Source organism: Xanthomonas sp. JAI131, from assembly GCF_013410075.1.
Classification (GTDB): Bacteria; Pseudomonadota; Gammaproteobacteria; order Xanthomonadales; family Xanthomonadaceae; genus Xanthomonas_A; species Xanthomonas_A bonasiae.
This window is the reverse complement of record NZ_JACCCN010000001.1, coordinates 355,156-368,240: the sequence shown is the minus strand read 5'-3', so window position 1 is coordinate 368,240 and position 13,085 is coordinate 355,156. Positions and strand designations below refer to the sequence as shown.

At 68.4% G+C, this 13,085-nt stretch carries 11 protein-coding genes; 4 read left to right on the top strand and 7 right to left on the bottom strand.

Annotated elements, in window-relative coordinates:
- Positions 1-15 precede the first annotated feature (15 nt).
- From HDC36_RS01525 to HDC36_RS01515, 3 genes are read right to left on the bottom strand one after another with little or no spacing between them, the layout of a single operon-like run.
- Positions 16-927, bottom strand: coding sequence for an MBL fold metallo-hydrolase (locus HDC36_RS01525; RefSeq protein WP_179563905.1), 912 nt, complete (start codon positions 925-927; stop codon positions 16-18).
- 46 nt (positions 928-973) lie between these two features.
- Positions 974-2,725, bottom strand: coding sequence for a gamma-glutamyltransferase (ggt, locus tag HDC36_RS01520; protein ID WP_179563904.1), 1,752 nt, complete (start codon positions 2,723-2,725; stop codon positions 974-976).
- Entirely contained in the window at positions 2,722-3,006 is a 285-nt protein-coding gene (locus HDC36_RS01515; protein WP_179563903.1) for a YfhL family 4Fe-4S dicluster ferredoxin, read from the bottom strand. Before HDC36_RS01515 ends, ggt begins: the two co-directional genes overlap by 4 nt.
- A 361-nt stretch (positions 3,007-3,367) precedes the next feature.
- On the opposite strand from HDC36_RS01515, the gene HDC36_RS01510 reads away from it, so the two are divergent.
- The gene (locus tag HDC36_RS01510; RefSeq protein ID WP_218847970.1) at positions 3,368-4,291 is read left to right on the top strand and encodes an NmrA family NAD(P)-binding protein; all 924 of its coding nucleotides are present in this window, start codon (positions 3,368-3,370) and stop codon (positions 4,289-4,291) included.
- A 120-nt stretch (positions 4,292-4,411) separates the two neighbouring features.
- Here HDC36_RS01510 and HDC36_RS01505 read toward each other — a convergent pair whose 3' ends face one another.
- From HDC36_RS01505 to rsmD, 3 genes are read right to left on the bottom strand one after another with little or no spacing between them, the layout of a single operon-like run.
- Positions 4,412-4,906, bottom strand: a complete 495-nt coding sequence (locus HDC36_RS01505; RefSeq protein ID WP_179563902.1) for a hypothetical protein — start codon at positions 4,904-4,906, stop codon at positions 4,412-4,414.
- 36 nt (positions 4,907-4,942) lie between these two features.
- A complete protein-coding gene (gene coaD / locus HDC36_RS01500; RefSeq protein ID WP_179563901.1) occupies positions 4,943-5,449 on the bottom strand; it encodes a pantetheine-phosphate adenylyltransferase in 507 nt (168 codons plus the stop codon).
- A complete protein-coding gene (rsmD, locus tag HDC36_RS01495; protein WP_179563900.1) occupies positions 5,446-6,051 on the bottom strand; it encodes a 16S rRNA (guanine(966)-N(2))-methyltransferase RsmD in 606 nt (201 codons plus the stop codon). The genes coaD and rsmD overlap by 4 nt, the downstream gene beginning before the upstream one ends.
- A gap of 213 nt (positions 6,052-6,264) precedes the next feature.
- Here rsmD and htpG point away from each other — a divergent pair, with 213 nt between their 5' ends.
- The 3 genes from htpG to HDC36_RS01480 all read left to right on the top strand — a co-directional run bounded on the left by htpG (position 6,265) and on the right by HDC36_RS01480 (position 9,778).
- A complete protein-coding gene (htpG, locus tag HDC36_RS01490) occupies positions 6,265-8,169 on the top strand; it encodes a molecular chaperone HtpG (RefSeq protein WP_179563899.1) in 1,905 nt (634 codons plus the stop codon).
- A gap of 176 nt (positions 8,170-8,345) precedes the next feature.
- A complete protein-coding gene (locus tag HDC36_RS01485; RefSeq protein ID WP_179563898.1) occupies positions 8,346-9,371 on the top strand; it encodes an Ldh family oxidoreductase in 1,026 nt (341 codons plus the stop codon).
- 236 nt (positions 9,372-9,607) lie between these two features.
- Entirely contained in the window at positions 9,608-9,778 is a 171-nt protein-coding gene (locus HDC36_RS01480) for a hypothetical protein (protein ID WP_179563897.1), read from the top strand.
- Positions 9,779-9,790: 12 nt separating this feature from the next.
- Here the strand turns inward: HDC36_RS01480 and HDC36_RS01475 are convergent, their stop codons facing one another.
- The gene (locus HDC36_RS01475) at positions 9,791-12,679 is read right to left on the bottom strand and encodes a TonB-dependent receptor (protein WP_179563896.1); all 2,889 of its coding nucleotides are present in this window, start codon (positions 12,677-12,679) and stop codon (positions 9,791-9,793) included.
- Positions 12,680-13,085: the final 406 nt, after the last annotated feature.

The following is a 13,085-nucleotide window of genomic DNA, read 5'->3' as shown; positions in this document are numbered from 1 at the left end:
GGCGCCTGCGGCCTGTCACGCGATCGGGGCTGGCGCCCTAGCCGCCAGCGACCGCGCCTGCAGCGACGGCAGCTCGTGCGTGGTGACGAAACGGCCCTTGCCGTCGCGCGCCAGTTGCGCCAGCGCGCAGTCCGGGTCGTGGGTAAAGAACAGGTGCACGTTGCGCGCCAGCGCGTCTTCCAGGAACGCGCGCTTCTCGTCGATCAGCAGTTCGGCGTTGCGGTCGTAGCCCATCGTGATCGGCACATGCACCCAGGAGCGCCCGGGGATCAGGTCGGCGCAGAAGGCGACGCCGCCATGCGCCTGGCCCTCGACCTGCTGCGCGCCGACGATCTCGGCCAGCATCAGCCCCGGCGTGTGCCCGTCGCTGAAACGGAAACGCACCGCCTCGCCCAGGCTGTGCGAATAGTCGCCGTCGACCAGCTCCAGGCGGCCGCTGGCCTCCAGCAGGCCGGGCAATTCGGGAATGAAGCTGGCGCGGTCGCGCGGATGCGGCTGCAGCGCGCGCTGCCAGTGCGCCGCGCCGACCAGGAAGCGCGCGTTCGGGAACAGCAGTTCCGGCGCGGCGCCTTCGCGCCATGGCGCCAACAGCCCGCCGGCATGGTCGAAGTGCAGGTGGCTCAGCACCACTACGTCGATGTCGGTATGCGCGACGCCGGCCTCGTGCAACGACTCCAGCAGCACGTGGCGCTCTTCCTGGATCCCGTAGCGCTCGCGCAGCGCCGGCGCGAAGAACGCGCCGACACCGGTCTCGAACAGCACCGTCTTGCCGGCCAGCGGGCGCGCCAGCAGCGCGCGGCAGGCCAGCGCGATGCGGTTGCCGTCGTCGGGCGCGGCCCACTGCTGCCACATCGCCTTGGGCGCGTTGCCGAACATCGCGCCGCCGTCGAGTTTCTGGGAGTTGCCTTGGATGGACCAGAGCTTCATTGCAGGGATTCGGGATTCGGGATTGGGATTCGCAAAAGCGGGCGGCTCAGCGCGCCGGCGCTGCCAGTTGCAGGACTTCGGCGCTGCCGACCTCGTTGCGCGGGTCGCTGCCGCCGCTGAGCGTGTTGCTGCGCTTGTCCCACTCCACCGTCTGCAGGTTGCCCCAGACATGGCTGGAACCGCGGCCGCCCTCGGCGCTGTCGCCCGGCAGCTTGAGCGCATGGCCCATCGCCTGCAGGCCCTGCACGGTGGCCGCGTCGAAGGTGCCGGTCTCGGCCTCGATCACGTCCGGCAGCCACTGGTGGTGGTAGCGCGGCAACGCGGCGACCTGCTGCGCACTCAGGCCGTCGTCGTAGCCGAGGATGCCGAGCAGCACCATGGTGATGATGCGGCTGCCGCCCGGGGTGCCGAGCACGATGGTCTTGTCGGCGTTCTCCATGAAGGTCGGCGTCATCGAGCTGAGCGGACGCTTGCCCGGCTTGGGCGCGTTGGCTTCGTAGCCCATCACCCCGAACGCGTTGGGCGTGCCCGGCTTGAGCGCGAAGTCGTCCATCTCGTCGTTGAGCAGCACGCCGGTGCCCTTGGGGATCAGCCCGGAGCCGAACAGCAGGTTCACGGTCTGGGTCGCGCCGACGCGGTTGCCCTCGCCGTCGATGATCGAGAAATGGGTGGTCTCGTCGTCTTCCAGCGGGGTCGGCTGGCCCGACAGCAGATCGCTGGGTGTGGCCTTCTCCGGATTGATCGTCGAGCGCAGGCCGACCGCATAGTCCTTGCTCAGCAGCACGCGCTGCGGCACCGCGGTGAAGTCCGGATCGCCGAGGAAGAAGGTGCGATCGCGGTAGGCGCGGCGCATCGCCTCCACCACCAGGTGGGTGCGGTGCACCGGGTCCATCGCCTTCAGGTCGTAGCCTTCCAGGATCTGCAGCATGCTGGCCAGGGCGATGCCGCCGGACGACGGCGGCGGCGCGGTGGTGATGCTCCAGCCCTTGTAGTCGAACCGGATCGGCGTGCGCTGCTTGACCGTGTAGCCGGCCAGCTCCTCGGCGGTCCAGTGGCCGCCGGCCTGCTTGACCCCGGCCAGCAGCTTCTTGGCGGTGGCGCCGCGGTAGAACCCGTCGAAGCCCTTGGCGCCCAGCAACTGCAGCGTGTTGGCCAGCTCCGGCTGCTTGAACAGGTCGCCTTCGGCGATCGGCTTGCCGTTGCGCAGATACACCTCGCGGGTGCCGGGATAGCGCTCCATCACCTCGCGCCGCGACCGGTAGCCCTCGGCCATGCGCCGGTACACCGGGAAGCCGTCGCGGGCGATGCGGATCGCCGGCGCCAGCGACTGTTGCAGCGGCAGCTTGCCGTGCTTGGTCGCCAGTTCCACCAGCGCCGCAGGCAGGCCGGGAATGCCGGCCGACCACGGGCCGTTGACCGAGCGGTCGCGGTCCAGCGCGCCCTTGGCATCCAGGAACTTGTCGGCGGTCGCCGATTCCGGCGCGACTTCGCGCGCGTCCAGCATCACGTCCTTGCCGGTCTTGGCGTCGTGCAGCAGGAAGAAGCCGCCGCCGCCCAGGCCGGAGCTGATCGGCTCGACCACCGCCAGCGTCGAGGACACCGCCACCGCCGCGTCGAACGCGTTGCCGCCCTCGCGCAGGATCTGCAGGCCGGCCTCGGTGGCCAGGCGATGGCCGCTGGCGACGGCGGCGCCGGGCGGATGTGCGGCAGAGGCAGCGGCAACGACCGGCGCCTCGGCCCACGCCGGCGGCGTCAGGACCAGGGCGAGCAGCAGGACACGGCGGACGAGGGTTCTCATGCGGCGGGGGGCTCCTGTCGGTAAAACTCGGGATGATCGCGCTGCAGTTGCAGCAGCTTGGCCAGCAACTGGTCGTGGCTTTCCGGGATCGCCGGATCCGGGTCGATGCATTCGACCGGGCACACCACCACGCACTGCGGCTCGTCGAAATGGCCGACGCATTCGGTACAGCGGGCCGGATCGATCACATAGATCGTCTCGCCCATCGCGATGGCCTGGTTCGGGCAGGCCGGCTCGCAGACGTCGCAGTTGACGCAGAGCTCGTTGATCTTGAGGGACATTTCGCTGGATTCGGCACTAACCCGCGTATCTTACCGGATCGGGCCGCGCGCCCCCGCGAAGGGCGCAGCGAGCGCGCGGAACGCAACGTCGCCTTGGCGCGCGGCGGCGGTCGGCGCTGGCCTCGCGACGCACGCCTGCGGCGTTGACACCTGCGCCTCGCGGCGCCTACAGTCGCGCCGTCGAAAATGGCTGGCTTGGTCTCGGTAGGCCCAAGCCCTTCCCTGTCTGTGCCGGGAAGCTCTGGTCCGCGCGCCGCGCGCGATCCCCCGACAGTCCCCGCGTTTCGTCCATGCCCGGGGTCTGTCCGTGAGCATGCCGACCCTGCAGCTCCGGCGGATCCGCCATCCCAGGAGCCGTTCCATGTCATCCATGCATCCCTCCCGCTCGCTGCTCGTCTATCTCGGCAACGGCGTGCAAGGCGCCGCCGTCGTCCATGCCGCGCTGCGCCGCGGCTTCCAGGTCAGGGCGCTGGTCCGCGACCGCCGCCGCGCACAGGCACTGGCCGCCCTCGGCGTCGAGCTTGCCGAGGGCGACCTGCGCGATCCGGCGTCGCTGCGCGCCGCCAGCGCGGGCATCGCCCATGCCGTGCTGCAGATTCCCACCGGACCGGAACCGGCGATGCTGGCCCAGGCCGGACATGCGCTGGCGGCGATCACCGCGTGTCGGCTGCGCTCGTTCGTCCTGAAACTGGCGAGCGCGCGTCTGCCCGCCCCCTGCAGCGAACCGAGCTTCGTCGCCAATGCGCAGCTCGAGGACCTGGCCCAGCGCACAGGGCTGCCGTTCCCCAGCGTCTGGCCGACGCTGTACCTGGACAATCTGCTGAAGCCGTCGGCGCGCGCGGACATCGTCGACCATGGCGTGTTCGCGCCGCCGATCGCTGCGACACAGGCGATCGCCTGGACCTCGGCCGAGGACTGCGCCGAGGCGGCGCTGAGCCTGCTCGAGCGCGGCGTCGATGGCGGCAGGCACCGCATCGCCGGGCCGGAGAGCGTGGTCGGCGAGGAATTCGCCGCGCGGCTGTCGGCCGCACTCGGGCGGCGCGTCGTGTACCGCACGCAGCCGCTGGAGGCGTTCGAGCGCGAGGTCGATGCGGCGCTGGGCGCGGGAAGCGGCCGGCAGGTGGCGTCCAAGTTCCACTTCTTCGCCACGCACCCGAGCCAGGCCGATGCGATCCTGGCCGCGCCGTTCCAGGCACAGCCGGCACTGCAAGGATTTCGTCCTGCGACGATCGGAGAGTGGGTCGGCAGGCATCGCCATGCGTTCGGCGCTAGCGCAGGCGACTGAGCTTGCCTCAGCCGCAGCGGGTGGCGGCCGCAGATGGCCGCCGCCCTAGGCGGCCCGCCGCGCCGAACGCCTGGCGGGCCGCGTGGGCCGGCGCGCCCGGGCGGGCACGCCGGCGCTGCATCACTTCGCTTCGACGAAGATGTACTCGGCGCCGGTCGGCTGGATCACGGTCTGCACGCGCGCGTTGTCGGCGGCGTTGCCGATGTAGACCACGCGCACGCCCTTCATCGTGTTCGGCTCGACCTTGGCGAAGGCGGCGGCGATCAGGTCGGCCATCTTGGCCGAGGCCGAGGAGCCGAACGCCAGCATGTTGCCCGGCTGGATGCCGCGGCCGATGGCGGTGGTGGCGCTTTCGACCTGGCGATCGTACTTGGCCTGGAAGTCCGCATCCGACTCCGGCGGCAGGTAGTACAGGAACGGGCTGTTGGTGATGGTGCCCATGTTCTGCAGCGCCACTTCCTGCAGGTACTTCTTCCAGCCGGCATCGTCGTCCTTGGACGGCACGGTGAGCGCAGGCTGCGCGTCGGCGGCGGGCGCGGCGGCCTCTTCCTTCTTGCAGGCGGTGAAGCCCAGTGCCAGCGAGGCGATCAGCAGCACGCGTACGGTGTTCTTCATGGATGGCTCCCTTGTTGTCTGTGAATGGCGGACGGCTCAGCGCTGCGCCGCGGCTTGGCGGGCCTGGACCAGCGCCTGCACCACCGACGGCGGCACGAAGCCGGACACGTCCCCGCCCAGCCGCGCGATCTCGCGCACCAGCGACGACGAAATGAAACTGTGTTGCTCGGCCGGGGTGAGGAACAGCGTCTCCACCTCCGGGATCAGATGCCGGTTCATGCTCGCCATCTGGAACTCGTATTCGAAATCCGACACCGCGCGCAGGCCGCGCAGCAGCACCCCGCCACCGACCGAGCGCACGAAATGCGCCAGCAGCGTGTCGAAGCCGATCACCTCCACGTTGCGGTGCCCGGCCAGCGCCTCGCGGGCCAGGCTCACGCGCAATTCCAGCGGCAGCGTCGGTCCCTTGGACGGGCTCTGCGCCACGCCCACCACCACCTGCTCGAACAGCGGCGCGGCCCGGTTGACCAGGTCGATGTGACCGTTGGTGATCGGATCGAAGGTGCCGGGGTAGACGGCGATGCGGCTGTGGGCCACGGTCATGCGTTGGATACCGCGTGAAGGTCGCCGGGAAGTGTAGCAGCGGTGCGCCGGTACAGGGCAGCGCGGACCTCGCGGCTGCCGCCCTCGCGGTACAGCGCCCACGGCGCCGGCACTGCGGGCGCCTGCCCGGCCGGCGACTCCAGGTACAGCCAGGCGTCGGCGGCCAGCCGCGCCGGCAGCCGCTGCAGCACCGCATCCCACAGCCCGTCGGCGAACGGCGGGTCGACGAAGGCGATGTCGGCCGGGGCGTCGGCGCCAGGCGCCGCCAGCCAGCGCAGCGCGTCGTCCTGCACCACCTGGATCTGCGCCTGCGCCTGCAGCCTGGCGACACTGGCGCGCAGGCCGGCGGCCAGCGCCGGGTCGCGTTCGACCAGGCAGGCCGAGGCCGCGCCGCGCGACACCGCCTCCAGGCCGAGCGCGCCGCTGCCGGCGAACAGGTCCAGCACGCGCGCGCCGGGCAGCGCCGGCAGCAGCCAGTTGAACAGGGTCTCGCGGACCCGGTCGGAGGTCGGGCGCAGGCCCGGCAGGTCCGGCACCGGCAGCCGCGTGTTGCGCCAGCGCCCGCCGATGATGCGTACCTGGCCCGCGCCGGCGCGGCTCATCGGCGGCCTCGCGACGGCCGGGAATCGGGGGGCAACGGGCACGGGATCGGCATCGACGGCGGCGGCACGGAACGGGGCCCGGATGATAGACCAGCGCCATGGCGCCCGCTCGCGCCGGCTGGCGCTTGAAGCCGGGCCTGGCCGCCACCATCTCCGCTGGCAGAGTCGCGCCCTCCTCCGCGCGGCCAGCCATCACCCATGGAGCAAGCACCGATGAGCGTGGAAACCCAAAAAGAAACCCTGGGCTTTCAGACCGAGGTCAAGCAGCTGCTGCAGCTGATGATCCACTCGCTGTATTCCAATAAAGAGATCTTCCTGCGCGAACTGATCTCCAATGCCTCCGACGCGGCCGACAAGCTGCGCTTCGAGGCGCTGGTCAAGCCGGAGCTGCTGGACGGCGATGCGCAGTTGCGCATCCGCATCGGCTTCGACAAGGACGCCGGCACCGTCACCATCGACGACAACGGCATCGGCATGAGCCGCGAGGAGATCGTCTCGCACCTGGGCACCATCGCCAAGTCCGGTACGTCCGACTTCCTCAAGCACCTGTCCGGCGACCAGAAGAAGGATTCGCACCTGATCGGCCAGTTCGGCGTGGGCTTCTACAGCGCCTTCATCGTCGCCGACCAGGTCGACGTGTACAGCCGCCGCGCCGGGCTGCCGGCCAGCGAAGGCGTGCACTGGTCCTCCCGCGGCGAAGGCGAGTTCGAGGTCGCCACCATCGACAAGCCCGAGCGCGGTACCCGCATCGTGCTGCAGCTGAAGGAAGGCGAGCAAGACTTCGCCGACGGCTGGAAGCTGCGCGGCATCGTGCGCAAGTATTCCGACCACATCGCCCTGCCGATCGAACTGCCCAAGGAACACCACGGCGAGGACAAGGACAAGCCGGAAACGCCGGAGTGGGAAACCGTCAACCGCGCCAGCGCGCTGTGGACGCGGCCGCGCAACGAGATCAAGGACGAGGAATACCAGGAACTCTACAAGCACATCGCGCACGACCACGAGAACCCGGTGGCGTGGAGCCACAACAAGGTCGAAGGCAAGCTCGACTACACCTCGCTGCTGTACGTGCCCGGGCGCGCGCCGTTCGACCTGTACCAGCGCGACGCCTCGCGCGGGCTCAAGCTGTACGTGCAGCGCGTCTTCATCATGGACCAGGCCGAGCAGTTCCTGCCGCTGTACCTGCGCTTCGTCAAGGGCATCGTCGATTCCAGCGACCTGCCGCTGAACGTGTCGCGCGAGATCCTGCAGTCCGGCCCGGTGATCGACTCGATGAAGTCGGCGCTGACCAAGCGTGCGCTGGACATGCTGGAGAAGCTGGCCAAGGACGAACCCGAGCGCTACAAGAGCGTGTGGAAGAACTTCGGCCAGGTGCTGAAGGAAGGCCCGGCCGAGGACTTCGCCAACCGCGAGAAGATCGCCGGCCTGCTGCGCTTCGCCTCCACCCACAGCGGCGACGCCGAGCACAGCGTGGCGCTGGCCGACTACGTCGCGCGGATGAAGGAAGGCCAGGACAAGCTGTACTACCTGAGCGGCGAGAGCTACGCGCAGATCAAGGACAGCCCGCACCTGGAAGTGTTCCGCAAGAAGGGCATCGAAGTGCTGCTGCTCACCGACCGCATCGACGAGTGGCTGATGAGCTACCTCACCGAGTTCGACGGCAAGTCCTTCGTCGACGTCGCGCGCGGCGACCTGGACCTGGGCAAGCTCGACAGCGACGAAGAGAAGCAGGCCATGGAAGAAGCGGCCAAGGCCAAGCAGGGCCTGGTCGAGCGCATCCAGCGGGCGCTGGGCGAGGACGTCTCGGAAGTGCGTGTGTCGCACCGCCTGACCGACTCGCCGGCGATCCTGGCCATCGGCCAGGGCGACCTGGGCCTGCAGATGCGGCAGATCCTGGAAGCCAGTGGACAGAAACTGCCGGAGAGCAAGCCGGTGTTCGAGTTCAACCCGGCGCATCCGCTGATCGAGAAGCTGGACGCGGAAGCCGACGGCGAACGCTTCGGCGACCTGGCGCGGGTGCTGTTCGACCAGGCTGCGTTGGCCGCGGGTGACAGTCTGAAGGATCCGGCTGCGTATGTGCGTCGGCTCAACAAGTTGTTGTTGGAGTTGTCGGCGTAAGACTGCGGCACGGACCAAGCACGTGGAAGAACGAAGCCGGCATCGTGCCGGCTTCGTTTATCGGCTTGACCCTTCATGGTCAGCCCTGAAGAACCCCGTCTCGTTCGGTAGCCCGAGGGTTTTCACAAAGCGCGACACAGGTGAGAATCCAGGCCATTCCCGTCCGCGCCTTTTCGATGAACACCAGCGATCCCGTCGCACTGTCCCTGGACCAGGCCACCGCGCTGGTCGAACGTATCCTGCGCCATGCCGGCTTCGGCTCGGCGCATGTGCGCACCCTCACCGCCACGATCGTCGCGGGCGAACGCGACGGCTGCGCATCGCATGGGCTGTACCGGACCCTGGGCTGCGTGGCGACGCTGCGCAACGGCAAGGTGGTGGGCGATGCCGAGCCGGTCGTGCACGATCAGGCACCCGGCATCGTCCGCGTCGATGCATGCGGTGGCTTTTCGCTGCTGGCGTTCGAGCGCGGGCTGCCGTCGCTGATCGAAAAGGCGCGCGGCAATGGGCTGGCGGCGCTGGCGATCAACCATTGCGTGCATTTCTCCGCGCTGTGGCCGGAAGTCGAACGCATCACCGAGGCCGGGCTGGTCGCGCTGATCTGCAATCCCAGCCATGCCTGGGTCACGCCGGCAGGCGGCCATACGCCCTTGCTGGGAACCAACCCGCTCGCGTTCGGCTGGCCGCGCGTTGACGCGCTTCCCTTCGTGTTCGATTTCGCCACCAGCGCGGTCGCACGCGGCGAGATCGAATTGCACCGCCGCGCCGGTCTGCCGATTCCCGAAGGCTGGGGCGTGGACGCCGAAGGCAAGCCGAGCACCGATCCGAACGTGGTCGCCGGCGGCGGTGGCGCGATGCTGACCTTCGGTGGGCACAAAGGGTCGGCACTGTCGGCGATGATCGAACTGATCGCCGGGCCGCTGATCGGCGATCTCACCAGCGCCGAATCGCTGGCACATGATGCCGGCGCCGGCGCCTCGCCCTATCACGGCGAATTGATCCTGGCGCTGGACCCGCTGCGCTTCCTCGGTGCGGAGTGGGCCACGCACATGGCACGCGCCGAAACCTTCTTCGCCGCCTACCAGGACACCGGTGCACGGCTGCCTTCGCAACGCCGCTATCAGGCGCGCGCACGCAGCCTTCGCGAGGGCGTGCGGATTCCACGCGACCTGCATCGGGACCTGCTGAAGTTGCTGGAATAAGCCGATGCAGCTCGGCGGCGGTACGAGTATCTCGCCCCACCTCACCTCACAGCTGCGCGGGCGACCAGGCACCGCGCCAATCGATCCAAAGCCCTGGCCGTCCAGCGTCAACGGCGACCAGGCATCACGCCGATCGATGGGATTGCCGGGACTGCAGCGGTCGCCGATCTACCGGCAGTCTTGCACTCATCAAACAAGTAGTAGGCGCCGTCACATTCGCGCAGCAAGCGAGCGCCATGGACGTTGATCGCTACACCCTGAAAATCGTGCCAAAGCGCCCCACGGCGGATCTGCTCGGCACCGGCGGCAGCCATGTACAGGCTGCCGCCGACATCGCGCATCACTACATCGAAGCGTCAGCAGACGCCAATCGGAAACGGCGTCTGCAACACCCTGGTTCGGACTGAGCGAACGCAGGCTTAGAACTTCACCGTCGCCCGCGCCCAGTAGTAGCGACCGAGCAGATCGTAGGTGGCCACGTCGGTGTTGGCGTTGGTGACGTTGTTGGCGTAGTACAGCGGCGGCTGCTTGTCGGCCAGGTTGTCCACGCCCAGCTCGAGGCGGGTGTGCCAGGGCTTGACGTTATAGCCGACCTGCACGTTGTGATACACGTACGAACCGATGCCGCGCACCACGGCGGCCTGGTCGGCGTCGGCCGACAGCCCCTGCCGCGTATCGGCACTGCCGATCTCGGTGCTGCCGATGTAGCGGATGCGCCACGATGCGCTCCAGTCGCCCAGGTTCCAGCTCAGCGTGCCCAGCCCGCGCCAGCGCGGGAAATTGCCGTAGGCGTAGGTGTACTTGCCGGCGTTGTGGATGGTGACGGTGCTGGCGTCGGTGGTATCCGGGTTGATGTCGTAGCGGATCACGTAGGTGCCGTTGAGGCTGGCGTTGAAGCTGCCCCACGCGGTGTCCGGCAGGCGGTAGTTGAGGCTGAAATCGGCGCCGCTGGCCCACAGCTTGCCGAGGTTCACGGTCGGCTCGGCGATGTAGTTGATGGTGCCGTTGTCGTTGCGGTGGATCAGCGCGCAGAACGCGCTGGACGCATTGGCGTAGCACTGGTTGAGCACGGTCTGCGCCGACACCTGGGTGATGGTGTCCTGCAGGTTGATCTTCCACAGGTCCGCGCTCATCGACAGGCCATCCAGCCAACCCGGATCGTAGACCACACCGAAGTCGTAGGACTTGCCGGTCTCCGGCTTGAGCTGGTAGCCGGCCACCACCGCGCCGGACGCCTTGGCGCCGACCTGGTTGTCGGCCTGCTGGTAGCTGCCGTCGGTGGGCACGTTGGCGCAGGCCGCGGCATGGCCGCCGGTGTAGCCGTTGCACGGATCGTTGACCGACGGCGAATCGCCGGCCACGCCGGCGTACAGCTCGTTGATGTTCGGCGCGCGGAACACCTGCGACACGGTGCCGCGCAGCAGCAGGTTCTCGATCGGACGGTATTCCAGCGAGACCTTGCTGTTGGTCTTGCTGCCGACGGTGTCGTAGTCGGAGAAGCGGCTGCCGACGGTCAGGTTCAGCGAATGCACCAGCGGCAGGTCGGCCAGCAGCGGGAACAGCGCCTCGGCATAGGCCTCCTTGACGCTGAAGCTGCCGCCTAGCACGGTGGCGCAGAATTCGATCACCCCGCACATGCCGTTCTCGTCGCCGGTCCACAGCGCATCGGCCGAAGTGGAGGTGCTTTCCTTGCGGTAGGAGACGCCCGCCGCCAGGCTCACCGTGCCGGCCGGCAGGTCGAACAGGTTGCCGTTGGCGTTGGCCTCGAACTGCTTGACCGTGTAGACGCTGGTGACGATCGGGTTGACCACCAGCGCTTCCAGCGCGGCCTTGTTGCTCTCGCTGTTGAGGTTGAACACGTCGATCGGGGTACAGCCGGCGATCACCGCGCCGGCGCTGCCGCACTTGACCGTGCCGTCGCTGTCCAGGAACGAGGGACCCACCGCGGCGTTGAAGCCGGCGTAGTCGAGGAAGCCGTAGTTGATCGACTTCTGCTTGACCTTGCCGTAGTTGACGCTGGCGTCCCACTGCCAGGAGCTGTCGCCGAAGCTGCCGCGCAGGCCGGGATTGATCTGGAAATTGTAGGTGTTGTACTCGTAGCGGCGGTTGCCCAGCACCGTGGCGCGGGTGTTGAAGCTGTTGTACGAGGTACCGGTGCTGCGGTCGGTGCCGAAGTTGACCCCGAACGGGTTGTAGTAGCTGTCGGCCGAGACCAGGAAGTTGTCGCCGTTGGCGAAGATCGGGATCGGCGCGATGATCGAGGACGAGGTGGTCTTGCTGAAGTAGGTGTTGACGTAGCCTTCCAGGTGATCGTTGAAGCGGAAGCTGCCGAGCACGAAGGCGTTGGTGCGTTCCTGCGGGGTCTGCAGCAGGTTGTACGGTTGGTAGTTGTAGGAGTCGGTGGAGGCGACGTAGCAGTGGTACTGGCTGGCATTGGTCGGGCTGCTGCTGCCGCCGTTGAAGGTGACCCGCGAACAGCCGTTGCTCGCCGCCAGCGCCTTGGACTGGGCGGAACCTTCGTCGAAGCTGATGCTGCCGGTCGGCGTGGCCGAGGAGCCCTGCTTCACCGGCACCCCGTCGATCAGCGACAGCGCATCCTTGGAATAGCTGCGCTCGCCGGCCGAGACCGGATCGATGTTGTGGTAGGACAGCCCGGCGACGATGCTGCCGCGCTCGCTGGTCTTGCCGGCGGTCAGCGAGAAGTTGCGGCGGTTGCCGTCGCTGCGCGAGCTGGTGCCGAAGTCGGTGGTGCCCTCGATGCCGTCGAAGCCCTTGCGCAGGATGAAGTTGACCACGCCGCCGATCGCGTCCGAGCCGTACACCGCCGAGGCGCCGTCGCTGAGCACCTCCACGCGCTCGATCATCGTCGCCGGGATCGCGTTGACGTCGTTGCTGGCCAGGCGCGTGCCGTTGACCAGGATCAGCGTGCGCTTCTCGCCCAGGCCGCGCAGCGAGATGGTCGAGGCGCCGGTGCCGCCGCCGTTGTTGGTATTGGGGTTGGTCGCGTTGCCGGCGATCGACGGCAGTTCCTGCACCAGGTCGCCGAGCGTGGCCTTGCCGGTCGCCTCGATCTGCGCGCGGTTGATGGTCACCACCGGATTGGCGGTCTCGGTATCGACCCGGCGCAGGCGCGAACCGGTGACCACGATGCTGTCCAGGGTCTGGGTCTTGCCGTCGTCCGCGCTCGCCTCCTGTGCCAGCGCCGACCAGGAGGTGCCCAGCGACAAGGCGGCGACCACGGCCAGTGCCAGCGGTTGCGGCACCGGTGCGCGGCGATGGGAAGGATGGGGTGCGTGCGGAAACGACATGGAGATCTCCTGAGCGATGGCGACACGTGGCGTAAGCGAAAACGGTGGGCCGAACGGGTCCGCGCCGGCTTGCGCCAACGGCGGAACATGCGATGAGGACGACGCTGCAACAGCGGCGCCGGTGATACGCATCCTGCGCCGCGGCTTGACAAGGCCGGACGCAATCGCGGGGATGCTTGCTGTCCTTCGCACGCTGCACGTGCGCAGATCCCCGGTCCTGCGGTGGGTGGCGAAGGGCGGTGGCGGATCCTGTCCCGCGCACCGGCCGCTGGCCGGAAAGCAAAAGGTCATCACGTTTTAACGATGCAATCACAATGTGCCCGTAACCACGGCCCGCGTCTTGTCGCAATTAGCGGTTCTGCATGCGGAATAACGCATGGTCGCGACACGGCGGCGCGATCGGGCA